The following is a 17220-nucleotide window of genomic DNA, read 5'->3' on the forward strand; positions in this document are numbered from 1 at the left end:
GCGCCAGGACGCGCACCGGCCGACGGCGGACCCACAGCAGACGCACCGCTTGCAGCACTGCACGAAGGGGAAGCCATGACAGCGACGACCGACGGAAGCACCGGGGCCGTACCGCCCCGCGCTGCCGCGGCCAGCGAAACAGACAGCACCACCCCGCCGGCGGCCGGGGTCCAGGAAGCCGCCCAGCGCGCAGTCCGCCGCGCCACCGACTTCCTGCTCGCCCGGCAGGACGCCGAGGGCTGGTGGAAGGGCGACCTGGAGACCAACGTCACCATGGACGCCGAAGACCTGCTGCTCCGCCAGTTCCTGGGCATCCGGGACGAGGCCACGACCGCCGCCGCCGCCCTCTTCGTCCGCGGCGAGCAGCGCCCGGACGGCACCTGGGCCACGTTCCACGACGGCCCGGGCGACCTCTCCGCCACCATCGAGGCCTACGTCGCCCTGCGGCTGGCCGGCGACGCGCCGGAGGCGCCGCACATGGCGAGGGCGGCGGAGTGGATCCGCGCCCGCGGCGGCATCGCGGCGGCCCGGGTCTTCACCCGGATCTGGCTCGCCCTGTTCGGCTGGTGGAAGTGGGAGGACCTGCCCGAACTGCCGCCCGAGCTCATCTTCTTCCCCAAGTGGGTCCCGCTCAACATCTACGACTTCGGCTGCTGGGCCCGGCAGACGATCGTCCCGCTGAGCATCGTCTCCGCCACGCGCCCGGTGCGGCCCGCGCCGTTCCCGCTGGACGAGCTGCACACCGATCCGGCCGACCCCAACCCGGTGCGCCCGCCCGCCCCCGCGGTGAGCTGGGACGGCGCCTTCCAGCGGCTGGACAGGGCCCTGCACGCCCTGCGCAGGATCGTGCCGAAGAGGCTGCGCCGGGCGGCGATGCGGACGGCCGCGCGCTGGATCGTCGAACGGCAGGAGAACGACGGCTGCTGGGGCGGCATCCAGCCGCCGGCCGTGTACTCGCTCATCGCCCTCCACCTGCTCGGCTACGACCTCCAGCACCCGGTGATGCGTGAGGGGCTGCGGTCCCTCGACCGGTACGCGGTCTGGCGCGAGGACGGGGCCCGGATGATCGAGGCCTGCCAGTCGCCGGTGTGGGACACCTGCCTGGCGACCATCGCGCTCGCCGACGCCGGGGTCCCCGCCGACCATCCGCAGCTGGTGAAGGCGGCCGACTGGATGCTCGGGGAGCAGGTCGTGCGGCCCGGCGACTGGTCCGTACGCCGCCCCCATCTCCCGCCGGGCGGCTGGGCGTTCGAGTTCCACAACGACAACTACCCCGACGTCGACGACACCGCCGAGGTCGTCCTCGCGCTGCGCAGGGTGCGGCACCACGACCCGGAGCGGGTGGAGAAGGCCATCGCGCGCGGGGTGCGCTGGAACCTCGGCATGCAGTCGAAGGACGGCGCGTGGGGCGCCTTCGACGTCGACAACACCAGCCCGTTCCCCAACCGGCTGCCGTTCTGCGACTTCGGCGAGGTCATCGACCCGCCGTCCGCGGACGTCACCGCGCACGTCGTGGAGATGCTCGCGGTGGAGGGCCTCGCGCACGACCCGCGCACCCGGCGCGGCATCGCCTGGCTGCTCGACCGACAGGAGCCGGACGGCTCGTGGTTCGGGCGCTGGGGCGTCAACTACGTGTACGGCACGGGGTCGGTGGTGCCCGCGCTGGCCGCCGCCGGGTTCCCCGGCGCGCACCCGGCGATCCGGCGGGCGGTGGCCTGGCTGGAGAGCGTGCAGAACGACGACGGCGGCTGGGGCGAGGACCTGCGCTCCTACCGGGACGAAGCGCGGTGGAGCGGCCAGGGCGCCTCGACCGCCTCGCAGACCGCGTGGGCGCTGATGGCGCTGCTGGCGGCGGGGGAGCGCAACTCCCGGGCGGTGGAACGCGGTGTCGCGTGGCTGGCCGCGACCCAGCGGGAGGACGGCTCCTGGGACGAGCCGTACTTCACGGGCACGGGCTTCCCGTGGGACTTCTCGATCAACTACCACCTCTACCGGCAGGTCTTCCCGCTCACGGCGCTGGGGCGGTACGTGCACGGCGAGCCCTTCGCGCAGGCCGGGGAACCGGCGCCGACGGTCGCGGAGGTGGCGGAGATCGTCGAGGTCGCGGAGGCCGTCGAGATCGCGGAGATCGCTGAGATCGTTGAGGGCGCGGACATCGAGGAGATCACGGGGGCCGCGGAGGCCGCCGAGGTGGCGCCGGCCGCGCAGGCCGGGCCGGTCGGCCGGCGGCCGGCCGCCGAGGCCAAGGGCAGCGGATGAGCACCCCCTCCGCTCCGGCGCCGCTGCTGATCGCCTGTGCGCTCGGCATCGAGCGCCTGGCGCTGCGGCTGGGGGAGCGCGAGGGTGCCCACGGGCCGGTGGCCGTGCTGCGCACGGGGATGGGGCCCGGCGCCGCCGAGCGTTCCGTCGCGCGGGCGCTGGCCGACCCGGCGCTCGCCGGCGCCGCCGTGCTCGCCACCGGCTTCTGCGCGGGGCTGGCCCCCGGCATGCACCCCGGCGACCTGGTCGTCGCCGCGGAGACCCGGGACCCGCGCGGCACCACCGCCTGCGCCGGCACCGGCCCGCTCGTCAGGGAGCTCACGCGTGCGGTGCCCGGCCGCACCGTGCACACCGGCCCGGTCACCGGCTCCGACCACGTCGTACGGGGCCAGGAGCGGGCCGGCCTGCTGGCCACCGGCGCGATCGCGGTCGACATGGAGTCGGCCGCGACGCTCCTGAGCGCCGGGCGTGCGGGAACACGCCCGGTTGCGGCCGTCCGGGTGGTCGTGGACGCTCCAGAACACGAACTCGTCCGTATCAGCACGGTGCGCGGTGGAATATCCGCCTTCCGCGTCCTTCGTTCCCTTCTTCCAGTGTTCTTCGAATGGCACCGTAATGTGCTGCTCCCCAGGAGGTGAGCCCGATGGCCATGCCGCTGCGCCAGTCCGTCAAGGTCGCTACGTACTTGGCTGAGCAGAAGTTCCGCAGACGCGACAAGTTCCCGCTCATCGTCGAGCTGGAGCCGTTGTTCGCCTGCAACCTCACGTGCGAGGGGTGCGGCAAGATCCAGCACCCGGCCGGGGTGCTGAAGCAGCGCATGCCGGTCGCGCAGGCGGTCGGAGCGGTGCTGGAGTCCGGTGCGCCGATGGTGTCGATCGCGGGCGGCGAGCCGCTGATGCACCCTCAGATCGACGAGATCGTCCGGCAGTTGGTGGCCCGGCGGAAGTACGTCTTCCTGTGCACCAACGCCCTGTTGCTGCGCAGGAAGATGGACAGGTTCACGCCCTCCCCCTACTTCGCCTTCGCCGTGCACATCGACGGCCTGCGCGAGCGGCACGACGAGTCGGTCGCGAAGGAGGGGGTGTTCGACGAGGCGGTGGCGGCGATCAAGGAGGCCAAGCGGCGCGGCTTCAGAGTCACCACCAATTCCACCTTCTTCAACACCGACACGCCGCAGACCGTCATCGAGGTACTCAACTACCTCAACGACGACCTCCAGGTGGACGAGATGATGATCTCGCCCGCCTACGCCTACGAGAAGGCGCCCGACCAGGAGCACTTCCTGGGCGTGGAACAGACCCGCGAACTGTTCAAGAAGGCCTTCGCGGGCGGCAACCGGCGCCGCTGGCGGCTCAACCACTCCCCGCTCTTCCTGGACTTCCTGGAGGGCAGGGTCGACTTCCCGTGCACCGCGTGGGCGATCCCCAACTACTCCCTGTTCGGCTGGCAGCGCCCCTGCTACCTGATGAGCGACGGGTACGTGCCCACGTACCGCGAACTGGTCGAGGAGACCGACTGGGACAAGTACGGCCGCGGCAAGGATCCGCGCTGCGCCAACTGCATGGCGCACTGCGGCTACGAGCCCACCGCCGTCCTCGCCACCATGGGGTCGCTGAAGGAGTCGCTGCGCGCCCTGCGCGAGACGGTCTCCGGGAACCGGCAGTGACGGTGAACTGACGCGGGGCACGCAACCGAGAGGGGGCCGAGCGTGACGCACACGGAGCAGGTCCGGGCACCACGTCACCTGAAGGCGCCGTCCGCGGCGCAGGTCGGCGACGCGTCCGGCGCCGGGGCGGCCGTACCGCACGGGCCGGCCGCACAGACCGTCGTACCGGGACAGTCCGCGAAGGACGCCGTCGCCGGGGAATCGCTGTCCGCGCCGTCCGAGGAGGCCCGTCCATGACCACCGCGGAATCCGCGTCCCAGCCCGCCGAGCCGGCGCCCGGCGGGGAGTTCGACCTCGGCGCGCTGCTCGCCGGCCGCGGGGCCGAACGCTACGCGCTGCACGCCCGCTACCTGAACCCCCAGTTGCCGCGCATGCTGCACACCATCGGCTTCGACAAGGTCTACGAGCGGGCCGAGGGCGCCCGCTTCTGGGACGCGGACGGCAACGAGTACCTGGACATGCTCGCCGGGTTCGGGGTGATGGGCCTGGGCCGCCACCACCCCGTGGTGCGCAAGGCGCTGCACGACGTCCTGGACGCCGGGCTCGCCGACCTGACCCGGTTCGACTGCCAGCCGCTGCCCGGACTGCTGGCCGAGCGGCTGCTCGCGCACAGCCCGCACCTGGACCGGGTCTTCTTCGGCAACAGCGGTACGGAGGCCGTGGAGACGGCGCTGAAGTTCGCCCGGTTCGCCACCGGCAGGCCCAGGGTCCTGTACTGCGCGCACGCCTTCCACGGCCTGACCACCGGCTCGCTGTCCGTGAACGGCGAGGCGGGCTTCCGGGACGGCTTCGCCCCGCTGCTGCCCGACACGGCCGTACCGCTGGGCGACCTCGACGCCCTGACGCGGGAGCTGGCCGGAGGCGACGTCGCCGCGCTGATCGTGGAGCCGATCCAGGGCAAGGGCGTGCACGAGGCGCCGCCCGGCTATCTGCGCGCCGCGCAGGAGCTGCTGCACCGGCACGGGGCGCTGCTCATCGCGGACGAGGTGCAGACCGGCCTGGGCCGCACCGGCGACTTCTACGCCTACCAGCACGAGGACGGCGTCGAGCCGGACCTGGTCTGCGTGGCCAAGGCGCTCTCCGGCGGCTATGTGCCGGTGGGCGCCACGCTGGGCAAGGACTGGATCTTCAAGAAGGTCTACTCGTCCATGGACCGGGTGCTGGTCCACTCGGCCAGTTTCGGGTCCAACGCCCAGGCCATGGCGGCCGGTCTGGCGGTGCTGTCCGTCATGGAGGACGAGCGGGTCGTCGCGCGCGCCCGGGCCACCGGCGAGCTGCTGCGGTCCCGGCTCGCCGCGCTGACGGACACCTACGAGATGCTCGCGGACGTGCGCGGCCGGGGACTGATGATCGGTATCGAGTTCGGGCGGCCCCGGTCGCTGAAGCTGCGCAGCCGCTGGGCCGTGCTGCAGGCCGCCCGCAAGGGGCTCTTCGCCCAGATGGTCGTCGTTCCGCTGCTGCAGCGGCACCGGATCCTCACCCAGGTCTCCGGCGACCACCTGGAGGTGATCAAACTGATTCCGCCGCTGATCATCGGGGAGCGGGAGGTGGACCGGTTCGTGGACGCCTTCACGGCCGTGATGGACGACGCGCACAGCGGCGGCGGGCTGGTGTGGGACTTCGGGAAGACGCTGGTGAAGCAGGCGGTGGCCAACCGCTGACCGGCCGGCGGACGGCGGGGCTTTGCCTCTGAGGCAAGAAACTTGCCTCACGGGCAAGAGCCGGGCTGAATGGGGGCATGAACCCCTCCGCCCCCGGGCCCGGCAGCGAGCCGGCCGGCCCGCTGCCGGCGGTCGCCCCGCACCTGCGTGACCTGCGCCGCCGGGCGTCCCTCACGCTGGAGGCCGCCGCCCGTGCCGCCGGGCTGTCGCCCGCCCATCTGTCCCGGCTGGAGACCGGCCGGCGCCAGCCCTCGCTGCCGATGCTGCTGGCGCTCGCCCGGGTCTACGGTACGACCGTGTCGGAGCTGCTCGGCGAGACGGTCGCCGACCGGGACGCCGTCGTGCGCGCCGCCGAGATGGAGCCGACCGGCGCGGGCGGCTGGACGTACTGGCAGGCCGGCGCGTCCGCGCGCGGCATGCAGGCGCTGCGGGTGCACGTGCCGCACGGCTCGCAGGGCGACATCGTGCGCGTGCACCCCGGTGAGGAGTGGCTGTACGTCCTCAAGGGACGGCTGCGGCTGCGCCTGGGGGACGCCGGCCACCGGCTCGACCCGGGCGACAGCGCCCACTTCGACTCGCTGACCCCGCACCGCATCGCCGCCCAGGACCCGGGCGGGGTCGACCTCCTGTTCGTCCACACCCTGCTGCAGAGCCCCACGGCCGCGCTGTGCCTCGGCCCCACCACGGGAGACACCCCATGAGCGACATCGAGCAGAAGCTTCCCCGGGCCATCTGGGTCCGGTTGTTGGTCTACGTCGTCGCGGGGCACCTCTTCGCGGCGTTCCTCTACCTGCTGTTCGAGACGGGGGCCAAGTAGCCGGGTCAGCGGGCGGGGGCCCGGGCGGGGGTCAGTCGAGCAGGCGCCCGCGCAGCCGCTCCCGGGTCTCGGGGGCGAGGCGCAGCCCCTGCTCCAGGTAGGCGTCGACGCCGCCCCAGGTCTCCTCGACGGTCTCCAGCGCCGCCGTCAGATACTCGGCACGCGCGTCGAAGAGCGGGCTGAGCAGTTCCATGACCTCGGGGGAGTGGGCGGAGGCGGAGCTGCCGCTGCGGTGCACCTGGTAGCGGCGGTGCTTGGCGTTGGACTCCAGGTAGTCGGCGAGGATCGCCTCCCGCTCCACACCCAGCGCGAGCAGCGTGACCGCGATCGACAGCCCGGCGCGGTCCTTGCCCGCCGCACAGTGCATCAGCGCCGGGACGCTGTCCTCGGCGAGCGCGTGCAGCACCTGGGAGTGCTCGGCGGTGCGCTCCTTGATGATCGCGCGGTACGAGGTGATCATCCGGCCGGCGGCCCTGCCGTCGGCGAGGATCCCGCGCAGGTGCTCCACGTCGCCCTCCCGGACCATCTTCCAGAACTCGGCGCCGTCCGCCGGGTCGGTCAGCGGCAGGTTGACGTTGCGCACGCCCGGCAGCCCGATGTCCGGGCCCTCCAGCTTCTGGTCCGCGGCGTTGCGGAAGTCGAAGACCGTGTGCAGGCCCAGCGAGGCCAGGAACGCGGCGTCCTCGGCGGTGGCGTGCGCGAGGTGGCCGCTGCGGTACAGCACTCCGTGCCGCACCCGGCGCCCGTCCACGGTCGGCAGTCCGCCCACGTCACGGAAGTTGCGCACTCCGGCCAGTTCGGGCTCGGTCGACGGCACCTGCTGCGTCACGGGGGCTCCCTCCCTCGGCCCCGTCGGCGCGGCTCGTCGACGGGCACGTCCACCTGCACGATACGGCACGAGATGCCGCCATCCTGTGTGGTCCACAGGCGGTCGCGGGGGAGTTCGGGCAGGCACATGCCCGTCGAGTGAACGGTGCGAATAGGGGCAAATCGCCGCAGGGGGGCGCGTCGCCGCGCCGTGGGCCGTGAGTGGAGAGGCGAGACGGTCTCGGCGTGGCTGTTATTCGCAAGTGTCATATCTGGGCCGCCTGTCCGAATTGGGCTATTTGCTCCAACTCTGTCTGATGTAAGGCCACCTGGGGCAGGGTCACGTGAGCAGCGTCATATCCGTGACCGAGCGTGGCTCGGCATGTTCACGTAATTCACATGCTCATCAAGGGTATTCAGGAGAAACACCCCTGCCGCAATGCACGGAGTGTGACCGGGATTCCGGTGAACGGATCACGAAAACGGCGTTGCGGCGGAACTCGTCGCTTGTCCCGCCGCGTCGCGGTCGCTTACGTTCCACACCGATCCGGACGGACGCCGAATCCTGCCGCCGCCCGGTGCCCGCGCTAACTCACCCGTGTTCGGCAGGAGCGGGGGACCCACAGGTAGAAACGCCTGTTCCGGTCTCCGGAACGGCTCGGGGTAAAGCCGCGTCCCGACGCGGCCGGGCATCTCCAGTCCGCACCCGACAGCTCACCTCGCAGGCGCCGGAGAGGAATTCGCCATGCCCGCGAAGGGTAAGCACCGCCGTCCGAAGACCCAGCGCTTCACCCGTTCCATCGCCGCCGCCGGAACCGGTGGCGCCGCACTCGCCCTGCCGCTGATGGGGGCCGCCGGCGCCCACGCCGCCACCCCCCAGTCCGCCACCCCCCAGTCCGCCGCGGACCAGGCCGTCCGGTCGGCCCCGGCCGAGCGGACGGCCGTCCGGCAGGCCGCCGCCGCGTCGGCGTCCGCCGCCGGGACGGACGTACGGACGTACGCGGTGAGGGCCGGCGACTACCTCGCGAAGATCGCCGAGGAGCAGCACGTCAGCGGTGGCTGGCAGCGGCTGTACGAGGACAACCGGGAGGTGGTCGGTGACGACCCGTCGCTCATCCACCCCGGCCTGAGGCTCACCCTCGGCCAGAAGGCCGCGGCGAGCGATGACAAGCGCTCGTCCGCTTCATCCCCTTCTTCCTCTTCCTCCTCGTCGTCCGCCCCGTCCTCCCCGGCCGAGTCGTCGGCGACGCGGCAGTCCTCGAAGCCCACGGACGAATCCGCCGCTCAGCAGGCCGGCTCCTCCCCGGCCGCGACCGGCGCCCAGGCCGCCGCCACCGGCTTCTCCGCCCCCGTGGAGGGCGCCGGCGTCGGCACCGCCTACCGCGTCGCGGGCAGCATGTGGTCCAGCGGCTACCACACCGGCGTCGACTTCGCCGCCCCCAGCGGCACCCCGCTGAAGGCCGTCGGCGCGGGCACGGTCGTCTCCGCGGGCTGGGCCGGCGCGTACGGCAACCAGGTCGTCGTCAGGCTCGCCGACGGCTACTACGCGCAGTACGCCCACCTGTCCGCGCTCTCCGTCTCCAGCGGCCAGAGCGTGACCGCGGGCCAGCAGGTCGGCCTGTCGGGTTCGACCGGCAACTCGACCGGCCCGCACCTGCACTTCGAGATCCGCACCACGCCGGACTACGGCTCGGACGTCGACCCGGTCGCCTACCTCCGCTCCAAGGGCGTCTCCGTCGGCTGACCCACCGCACCGCACGCACCGCCGAAGGCCGGTCCCCGATCCCCGGGGCCGGCCTTCGGCGTCCCGGTCACCGGGTCTTATTCCGTCATTGACCAATTCTTTGGCCGTGGCCTTTCTCACCGTCCGTCAACTCCGCCCTACGGTCGCGTAGGTCACATTCGAAACGGAATGATGGTCCGACGTGGCAGACGATTCGAAGAATGACAGCAGATCAGTGATCGGGTCGTACGTGGCGGTGGGGGACAGCTTCACCGAGGGCGTCGGCGACCCCGGCCCCGGCGGGGCGTTCGTCGGCTGGGCCGACCGGTTCGCCGTACTGCTCGCGGACCGCCGACCCGAGGGCGACTTCCAGTACACCAATCTCGCCGTACGCGGCAGGCTGCTCGACCAGATCGTGGCCGAGCAGGTGCCACGGGCCGCCGAACTCGCGCCGGACCTGGTCTCCTTCTGCGCCGGCGGCAACGACATCCTGCGCCTCGGCACCGACCCGGACGACGTGGCGGAGCGCTTCGAACGGGCGGTCGCCGCGCTGACCGCAGCCGCGGGAACCGTGCTGGTGACGACCGGCTTCGACACCCGGGGCGTCCCCGTGCTGCGGCACCTGCGCGGCAAGATCGCCACCTACAACGGGCATGTGCGGGCCATCGCCGACCGGTACGGCTGCCCGGTGCTCGACCTGTGGTCGCTGAAGTCCGTGCGGGACCGCCGCGCCTGGGACGGCGACCGGCTGCACCTGTCCCCCGAGGGGCACACGCGCGTGGCGCTGCGCGCCGGCCAGGCGCTCGGCCTCGCCGTGCCCGCCGACCCCGAGCAGCCCTGGCCGCCGCTGCCGCCGCGCGGCACCTTCGAGGTGCGGCGGGACGACGTCCAGTGGGCACGCGAGTACCTGGTGCCGTGGATCGGCCGGCGGCTGCGCGGCGAGTCGTCGGGCGACCACGTCATCGCCAAGGGCACGCTGTCGCCCGACGACATCAAGATGCGGATCGCGTCGGTGGCCTGAGGCCGCCCGACGCGCCCCCGGGGCGCCGCGCCCGGAGCGGACCCCCGCGGACGCCGCGGGGCCGTCCGCGACCGGCGCGGACCACGGGAGCGCCGGCCGCACGCGGCACGGCGGCTCAGTGCCGCCGGGCCGCCGGCACCTCCGCCTCCACCAGGCCCAGTTCCCGGGCCAGCGCCTCGTCCACCCACTCCTGCGCCCGCGCGCGTGACACCGCCCCCGGGTAGGACGTCAGCTGCACGGCGAGCCCGTCGAGCAGGGCGGTCAGGCGCAGGGCCGTGCCCGTCGGGTCGGCGCAGCGGAACTCGCCGGCCGCCACCCCCTCCGCGATGACCTCGGCGAGGGCCGCCTTCCACCGCCTGTCGAGATCCCGGGTGACCTCCCGCAGCGCGGGCTCGCGCAGCGCCGCCGCCCAGCCCTCGATCCACAGCCGCCAGCCCTTGGCCGGGCCGGTCGGCGCGTACCAGCGCACCGCCGACCGCAGCCGGCGCAGGGCCGTGGTGCGCCGCCCGAGCACCCGGCCCAGGCGGGCCAGGTCACCCTCGGCCGCGTACGCGAACGCGGCGGCGACCAGGTTCTCCTTCGTGGAGAAGTGGTACAGCACCAGCGCGTTGCTCACACCGAGCGCGGACGCCACGTCGGCGATCCGCACCGCCGCCACGCCCCGCGCCTCGATCTGCTCCACGGCGGCGCGCAGCAACTCCTCGCGCCGCTCCGCCACGCTCAACCGCACTCTCGCCACCCCGTCACCCTAACGGCCGGGTCCGGCCCGTGGCCGGGCGGCGACGCCCGCGTCAGCGGTACGACCCGAAGCGCTCCGCGAGCAGCGGCAGCCGGCCCGCGGCGACGGCGTGCGCGGCGGCACGCGGCGTGCTCCCGTCCGCCTCCGCGCGCGCCGGCACCCGACCGGTCAGGGCGCGCATCGCGTGCCGGATGTGCGCGAACGCCTCGTCGGCCACCGCGCCGACGTCGCCGAAGAGCGTCCACCACCACCAGGCGTTCGTCGCCGAGTTCACCACCACGTCGGGTCGGGCAGGACCGTGACCCCGCAGGCGGTCAGCGACGCCTCCGCCCCGGCTACCACGGGCATGTCGGCCGCCGCCACGATCCAGCGGGCGGTGACCAGGTCCTGGTTGGTGAGGTCGACCGCGTACGGGACGGCGGCGCGCACCAGCACCTCGGCGTCGGCGGACAGCCAGGCGTCGCCGGACAGTTCGCGGTCGCCGGGCCGCAGCGCGGCGCGGTCCACCGTGCCGTGGGCGTCCCGCGCGGCGAGCAGCGCGTCGACGTCCAGGCCCGCCGGGTTGGCGACCGTGCCCTTGACGTCGGCGACGGCCACGACCGTGAGACCCGCGCGCGTGAGGAAGCGGGCGGTGGCGCCGCCCATGGCGCCCAGGCCCCGCACGGCCACCCGCGTGCCCGCGTACGGCACGCCGGCCCGGTCCAGGGCGGTGAGCACCGACTCCGCCACCCCGCAGCCGCCGGCCAGCTCGCCGAGTCCGATGCCGTCCGCCTCGACCGCGAACGCGTCGGCGAGCCGCCGCCGTGCCGCCGCCTCGTCCGCCAGCAGCGGGAACACCGCCTGGCTCGACGACACGAGCCCCGCCTCGGCGACGGCCCAGGCCACCACGTCCTGGCCGAGCCCGAGGTCCTCGCCTGTGATCCGGAAGGACTCGACGTACGGCCGGACCGCCCGCAGGCAGCGCACCAGGAGTCCGTACGCCCCCGGGTCGCGCGGGTCGCGCCGATCCGCTCAGTCGATGCCGCCCTCGGCGCCGCCGAGCGGGACGTAACGGGCCGCGGGGTCGTAGTGACGGGCCTCTTCACGGTCATGCCGCGGGCCAGCCCGGCGACCTCCTCCAGGGCGCAGCCCGGGCGCATCCGCAGGCCGCCGCCGGCGACACCGCGCACCAGCCGGTCCACGACCAGGAAGTTCTGACGGCCCGTGACGTGGTCGGTCCAGGTGAGCGACCGGAGGGGGGACGGTCACGGAAGCTCCTCGCGGGCGGGGGCGGTCACCGGGCGCGACCTTCCCTGCTGAATCACAGGTCAGTACAGGGGCCGGGCGGCGGGTGCTGTCGGTGGGGCGCACCATAATGGAGATCCCACCGATTCCACCTGGAGGTACCGTGGCCGGTTCCCGTTCCCTGAGCTCCGGGCTCCGCGCACTGCAGCCCGCGGCCTTCGGCGTGGAGCCGAGCGGTGAGCGCATGGCGCGCATCCGCAGATCGCCCCACTTCCAGGACGGTGTCTTCCAGAACCCGGGCGGGCCCTCGCGGATCCGCCCGTCGGGTTCGGCGCTCGGTTTCGCCCGGACCTACGTCGACAAGGACGCCCGCAACCGCCGCGTCCCGCACGGCGCGGTGCCGCTGCACCCCACCACGGCCGCCGATCTCGCCCGGCCGCCCGCCACCGGCCTGCGGCTGACCTGGCTGGGGCACTCCAGCGTCCTCGCGGAGATCGACGGACAGCGGGTGCTGTTCGACCCCGTGTGGGGCGAGCGCTGCTCCCCGTTCGCGTTCGCCGGGCCCCGGCGGCTGCACCCGGTGCCGCTGCCCCTGACGGCGCTCGGCCCGGTGGACGCCGTCGTCATCTCGCACGACCACTACGACCACCTGGACATGCCCACGATCAAGGCACTGGCCGGCACGGACACGGTGTTCGCGGTGCCGCTCGGCGTGGGTGCCCACCTGGAGCACTGGGGCGTGGCCGCCGGCCGGCTGCGCGAGCTGGACTGGCAGGAGTCGGCCAAGGTCGGCGCGGTGACCCTGACCGCCACCCCGGCCCGCCACTTCTGCGGCCGCGGCCTGCGCAACACCCAGCACACGCTCTGGGCGTCCTGGGTCGTCGCGGGGGAGCGGCACCGCGTCTTCCACAGCGGTGACACCGGGTACTTCGCGGGCTTCCGGGACATCGGCGCCGACCACGGTCCGTTCGACGCCACGATGATCCAGCTCGGCGCCTACAGCGACTTCTGGCCGGACATCCACATGACGCCCGAGGAAGGCGTCCGGGCCCATCTGGACCTGCAACTCGGCCAGGCCGGGTCGGGGGTGCTGCTGCCGATCCACTGGGCGACCTTCAACCTGGCGCCGCACCCCTGGGCGGAGCCCGGCGAGTGGACCAAGGACGCCGCCGAGGCGGCCGGAGCGCTGGTGGCGCTGCCCCGGCCGGGCCGGCCCTTCGAGCCGGCCGGGGAGCTGCCGGCGGAGCCGTGGTGGCGGGCGGTGTCGCAGCCGATCGCGCATGCGTGGCGGCGTCCGCGGGGTGTGGCGGATGTGGTCGGGACGAGCAGGAGTGATCCCGACCTTGCGGGTGAGCGGTGACGTCGGTCGGGGAGGAGCTCGGGAAGAGGGGGCCGGATGCTGGAGCGTCTCCCGGTCGAGAAGCGCGACGGTGCCGTCCGGGCCCTGGACGGGGCGCCCAGGGTGGAGCACGTCCCTGCGCAGAGCCGTGGAGCGCTGAGCGGGGCCGTGCCTGACGGAACGATCAGGGTTCAGGGAGCCAGAGGGTGAGCAAGGCGAGTCGGAGGCCGGCGAGGTAGCGGGTGGCCACGGCTTGGAACCGTTCGATCCTGCTGGAGCGTCATGCGACGACGTTGCGGGGCCTGGTACCGCTCTGGATCGGAGGCGGGCGGCCGCCCGCCGGCCGATCTTCGGCGTTGCCGGCCGGCGATCCGGTCGGAGCGTTCGGGGACGACCACCCGGATACCGTGCTCGCGCAGATGCTCGCGCGGATGGCGTGTGATGGGTACGCCCCATGGGAAGCGAGGGCCGGTGAGAGCCGGCCTTCAGGCGGCATGTGGCTGAGCAGGGTCCCGCGCGGGTCGATCAGGTCGTCGCCGAGCGGGACCGCGAACGGCCGGTCGCCGACGTGCCGCCGGCGCACGGCACGGCGTGGCCCGGGCCCAGGGGCTCGCCCTGCCGGGTCAGCGCCGCCCGGAAGAGGGCCCGGCCTTCTCCGCCCGCCCGGGCCGGGATCGCGCCCGGGTGCCTCCGGCGCCGCGCGGCGCCCCGGCCGCGTGGACCACGGGTGATCCGCAGGACCCGGGAGTGTCGTCGTGACCCGGTAGGCTGCACGGCGTGCGCCCGGGAGCGGGCGCACGCCGTGCGCAGGCAGGGACGCGATTCTGGAGGAAGCGGCGTGCACGTCCAGGAGTGGCTCGAGACCGTACCCGCGGTCACCGTGTACACGCTGGTGGGAGTGGTCATCGGCCTGGAGAGCCTGGGCATCCCGCTGCCGGGCGAGATCATCCTCGTCTCCTCCGCGCTGCTCGCCTCGCAGCACGGCGACGTCGACCCGTTCGTGCTCGGCGCGTGCGCCAGCGCCGGCGCGATCGTCGGCGACTCCCTCGGCTACGCGATCGGCCGCAAGGGCGGCCGCCCGCTGCTCGCCTGGCTCGGCGGGAAGTTCCCGAGGCACTTCAGCGAGGCGCACATCGCCACCGCCGAGCGCTCCTTCGAGAAGTGGGGCATGTGGGCCGTCTTCTTCGGTCGCTTCGTCGCCCTGCTCCGCATCTTCGCGGGACCGCTCGCGGGTGTGCTGCACATGCCGTACTGGAAGTTCCTGATCGCCAACGTCTTCGGCGGCATCCTGTGGGCGGGCGGCACGACGGCGGTCATCTACTACGTGGGTGTCGTGGCCGAGGCGTGGCTGAAGCGCTTCTCCTGGGTGGGCCTGGTGCTGGCCGTCCTGATCGGCCTGACGTCGATGCTCGTCCTGAAGCGCAGGGCGAAGAAGGCCGCGGCCGGACAGCCGGCGGTGGAGCGGGAGCCGGCCGCCGCATGCGAGTAGACGTACGCCGGGACCGCGCGGCACCGCGCGACCCCGGCGGCCCGCGGACCCGCTGACTGCTCCTGGTCCCCGTCCCCCTGGTCCTGTCCCCTTACGTCGCGCCCTCCTGCTCCCCGTCCTCCCGCTCGCCGTACACCGCCCGGTGCATCCCGCCGAGTTCCGCGTACATCGTCCCGTTCAGCGTGATGCCCTCCCGCTCCTCGGCGCTGAGCTCCCGCCGTACCTTCGCCGGCACGCCCGCCACCAGCGACCCCGGCGGCACCACCATTCCCTGCGGCACCAGCGCCTGGGCGGCGACCAGCGAACCCGCCCCGACCACCGCCCCGTTGAGCACGGTCGCGCCCATCCCGATCAGGCAGTCGTCCTCGACGGTCGCCCCGTGCACCACGGCGTTGTGCCCGATGGACACCCGCTCACCGACACTCACCGGGAACCCCGGATCGGCGTGCAGTGTGCAGTTGTCCTGCACATTACTGCTCGCCCCCACGGAGATCCGCTCGACGTCCCCGCGCAGCACGGCCCCGTACCAGACACTCGCTCCGGCCCCCAGTGTCACGTCCCCGATCACCGCGGCCGTCGGTGCGACGAACGCCCCCGGGCCGACCCGGGGTTGCTTTCCGCCGATACCGGTGATCAGCGCCTGCCGCGTCATCCTCGTCTCCCTCGTCGTGCCGTACGGGGGCACGGTACGCCACGACGTGGGGCGAAGATCACAGGCCCGTGCCCTCATGGCGGCACCCCGCGCTGAGTACCGTGAGCGGGTGCCGAAGCGCAAGAACACGTTCTCGTCCTGGCGCCGCCGTCAAGTGCAGCGGGCCGTTCACGCGGGCTGGGCCTGGGTCCAGCGCACGGGGTCCGTGACCGCCGAGCACCCGGGACGGTTCCGCTTCGGCGCCATGGGAACGGGTACCAGGCTCGCCTTCCCGCTCGGCACGGTCTTCGGGGAGCCCTGGATCCACCTCGGCGCCCACTGCGTCATCGGCGAGCAGGTCACCCTGACGGCCGGTCTGATGCCCGACCTCGACCTCGGTCCGGAGCCCATCCTGCGCATCGGGGACGGTGTCGTGCTCGGCCGGGGCAGTCACGTCATCGCCGACACGACCGTCACCATCGGCAGCGACTGCTACGTCGGGCCGTACGTCTACGTCACGTCCACCAACCACTCGTATGACGATCCGCACCAGCCCATCGGCAAGCAGTGGCCCCGGATGGAACCGGTGGAGATCGGTCCGGGCTGCTGGATCGGCACCGGTGCCGTGATCCTGCCGGGCGCGCGGATCGGACGGAACGTGGTGGTGGCAGCCGGGGCGGTGGTGCGCGGGGCGGTCCCCGACCACGCCGTGGTGGCGGGGGCGCCCGCGCGGGTCGTACGGCGCTGGACGCCCGCCGGGGGCTGGCAGCCGCCACTGCGGACGCCGGCGCCCGTGCCGATACCGGAGGGCGTCACCCCCGAGCAGCTGACGGCGCTCGCGGATCTCGACGCGGAGACGGCGGCGCGCCTGGCCGCACTGGATCCTGAGGCCTGACCTCAGCCGGTCGCCAGCAGCAGGGTCCCGGCCAGGGCCAGTCCCGCGCCCGCCGCCTGCACGGCCCGCAGCCGTTCGCTGAGGAAGCCGCGGGCGGCCAGCGCCGTCACCACCGGGTAGAGCGAGGCGAGGACGGCGGCGACGGTGACCGGGCCGCGCTGGGCGGCGATCGAGTAGGCGCCGTTGGCCACCACGTCCGCCAGGCCGACGAAGGCGAGCACCGGGAGGGCGCTCCAGGGGAAGCCGTCGGCGGACAGGGCGGGGGAGCCGCGCCGCACCGAGACGTACAGCGCCGTGCCGACCGCGACGACATTGGTGACGCGCTGCACGAACAGGGCGAGGAACAGCCCGGTGAGCGTCGTCGACGCCTCCGCGATCAGGACCATCACCGCACCGATGCCGAACGCCGCGAGCAGCGTGAGCAGGACGGCCTGCCGCTGCACCGGCGCACCCCGCAGCTGCGGCCCGCCCGCGAGCACCACCCCGGCGACGGCGACCGCGATCCCGGCGATCTGCAGCAGTCCCGGACGCTCGCCCAGCGCCAGGCCCACGCCCACCGGGACCACGACGCCGAGCGCCCCCAGCGGTGAGACGACCCCCATCGGGCCCAGGGCGAGCGCCTTGTAGAACGCCAGCAACGCGACCGGGCCGACCAGTCCGGCGGCCACCGCGAACCACAGCTGCGGTCCCGCCTCGCTCCAGCCGCCGGTCGCGGCCACGACCGCGCCGAGCGCGACCACGGCGATCGACTGCGAGACGACGACCACGGTCAGCGCGGGCGTGCGCCGGGTCAGCAGTCCGCCCCCGAAGTCGGCCAGGCCCCACAGCAGGCTGGTGGCCAGGGCGAACAGTGCGGTCATCGGGGAACCTCGCAGTACAGTGCGGTGAACGATTGAGTGCAGCACACAATAGTTCAATGAACTGAACACTGTCATTCAAGATAATGGAC

The 17220-nt window shown here is 73.5% G+C and carries 16 protein-coding genes, 1 pseudogene and 1 riboswitch; of the genes and pseudogenes, 12 read left to right on the forward strand and 5 right to left on the reverse strand.

Annotated features, from left to right (window positions below; genetic code table 11):
- The first annotated feature begins 75 nt into the window (after window positions 1–75).
- From shc to ACFF45_RS11820, 7 genes are all read left to right on the forward strand, one after another.
- A complete protein-coding gene (gene shc / locus ACFF45_RS11790) occupies window positions 76–2259 on the forward strand; it encodes a squalene--hopene cyclase (RefSeq protein ID WP_381345468.1) in 2184 nt (727 codons plus the stop codon).
- A complete protein-coding gene (locus tag ACFF45_RS11795) occupies window positions 2256–2897 on the forward strand; it encodes a phosphorylase family protein (RefSeq protein WP_381345470.1) in 642 nt (213 codons plus the stop codon). Before shc ends, ACFF45_RS11795 begins: the two co-directional genes overlap by 4 nt.
- Before the next feature lie 5 nt (window positions 2898–2902).
- Window positions 2903–3925, forward strand: a complete 1023-nt coding sequence (gene hpnH / locus ACFF45_RS11800) for an adenosyl-hopene transferase HpnH (RefSeq protein WP_381345472.1) — start codon at window positions 2903–2905, stop codon at window positions 3923–3925.
- A gap of 42 nt (window positions 3926–3967) precedes the next feature.
- Window positions 3968–4162, forward strand: coding sequence for a hypothetical protein (locus tag ACFF45_RS11805; protein ID WP_381345474.1), 195 nt, complete (start codon window positions 3968–3970; stop codon window positions 4160–4162).
- Window positions 4159–5586, forward strand: coding sequence for an aspartate aminotransferase family protein (locus ACFF45_RS11810; protein ID WP_381345475.1), 1428 nt, complete (start codon window positions 4159–4161; stop codon window positions 5584–5586). Before ACFF45_RS11805 ends, ACFF45_RS11810 begins: the two co-directional genes overlap by 4 nt.
- Before the next feature lie 77 nt (window positions 5587–5663).
- Window positions 5664–6287: a helix-turn-helix domain-containing protein gene (locus ACFF45_RS11815; RefSeq protein WP_381345477.1), complete on the forward strand. Its 624-nt coding sequence runs from the start codon at window positions 5664–5666 to the stop codon at window positions 6285–6287.
- Complete coding sequence (locus tag ACFF45_RS11820) at window positions 6284–6403, forward strand: DUF6126 family protein (protein WP_381345479.1); 120 nt, start codon at window positions 6284–6286, stop codon at window positions 6401–6403. The genes ACFF45_RS11815 and ACFF45_RS11820 overlap by 4 nt, the downstream gene beginning before the upstream one ends.
- A 31-nt stretch (window positions 6404–6434) precedes the next feature.
- Here the strand turns inward: ACFF45_RS11820 and ACFF45_RS11825 are convergent, their stop codons facing one another.
- Window positions 6435–7232 (reverse strand): tyrosine-protein phosphatase, encoded by a 798-nt coding sequence (locus ACFF45_RS11825; RefSeq protein WP_381345481.1) that lies wholly within the window; start codon window positions 7230–7232, stop codon window positions 6435–6437.
- Window positions 7233–7785: 553 nt separating this feature from the next.
- Window positions 7786–7951, forward strand: a riboswitch (cyclic di-AMP (ydaO/yuaA leader).
- A gap of 4 nt (window positions 7952–7955) precedes the next feature.
- On the opposite strand from ACFF45_RS11825, the gene ACFF45_RS11830 reads away from it, so the two are divergent.
- Both ACFF45_RS11830 and ACFF45_RS11835 read left to right on the forward strand, forming a co-directional pair.
- Complete coding sequence (locus tag ACFF45_RS11830) at window positions 7956–8954, forward strand: M23 family metallopeptidase (protein WP_381345484.1); 999 nt, start codon at window positions 7956–7958, stop codon at window positions 8952–8954.
- Window positions 8955–9168: 214 nt separating this feature from the next.
- On the forward strand, window positions 9169–9954 hold the full coding sequence (locus ACFF45_RS11835; protein WP_381345535.1) for an SGNH/GDSL hydrolase family protein: 786 nt from the start codon (window positions 9169–9171) through the stop codon (window positions 9952–9954).
- Window positions 9955–10069: 115 nt separating this feature from the next.
- Here ACFF45_RS11835 and ACFF45_RS11840 read toward each other — a convergent pair whose 3' ends face one another.
- Both ACFF45_RS11840 and ACFF45_RS11845 read right to left on the reverse strand, forming a co-directional pair.
- A complete protein-coding gene (locus ACFF45_RS11840; RefSeq protein ID WP_381345486.1) occupies window positions 10070–10693 on the reverse strand; it encodes a TetR/AcrR family transcriptional regulator in 624 nt (207 codons plus the stop codon).
- Window positions 10694–10745: 52 nt separating this feature from the next.
- Window positions 10746–11880 (reverse strand): annotated as a pseudogene (locus ACFF45_RS11845) (Glu/Leu/Phe/Val dehydrogenase dimerization domain-containing protein).
- 200 nt (window positions 11881–12080) lie between these two features.
- Here ACFF45_RS11845 and ACFF45_RS11850 point away from each other — a divergent pair.
- Window positions 12081–13277, forward strand: coding sequence for an MBL fold metallo-hydrolase (locus ACFF45_RS11850; protein ID WP_381345487.1), 1197 nt, complete (start codon window positions 12081–12083; stop codon window positions 13275–13277).
- 817 nt (window positions 13278–14094) lie between these two features.
- The gene (locus ACFF45_RS11855; RefSeq protein ID WP_381345489.1) at window positions 14095–14745 is read left to right on the forward strand and encodes a DedA family protein; all 651 of its coding nucleotides are present in this window, start codon (window positions 14095–14097) and stop codon (window positions 14743–14745) included.
- A gap of 91 nt (window positions 14746–14836) precedes the next feature.
- Here ACFF45_RS11855 and ACFF45_RS11860 read toward each other — a convergent pair whose 3' ends face one another.
- On the reverse strand, window positions 14837–15397 hold the full coding sequence (locus ACFF45_RS11860) for a gamma carbonic anhydrase family protein (RefSeq protein WP_381345491.1): 561 nt from the start codon (window positions 15395–15397) through the stop codon (window positions 14837–14839).
- Between the two features lie 109 nt (window positions 15398–15506).
- On the opposite strand from ACFF45_RS11860, the gene ACFF45_RS11865 reads away from it, so the two are divergent.
- Entirely contained in the window at window positions 15507–16271 is a 765-nt protein-coding gene (locus ACFF45_RS11865) for an acyltransferase (RefSeq protein WP_381345493.1), read from the forward strand.
- Between the two features lie 2 nt (window positions 16272–16273).
- On the opposite strand, the gene ACFF45_RS11870 is transcribed toward ACFF45_RS11865, so the two are convergent.
- A complete protein-coding gene (locus ACFF45_RS11870; protein WP_381345495.1) occupies window positions 16274–17131 on the reverse strand; it encodes an EamA family transporter in 858 nt (285 codons plus the stop codon).
- Window positions 17132–17220: the final 89 nt, after the last annotated feature.

The organism is Streptomyces cinereospinus, from assembly GCF_042430725.1.
Classification (GTDB): Bacteria; Actinomycetota; Actinomycetes; order Streptomycetales; family Streptomycetaceae; genus Streptomyces; species Streptomyces cinereospinus.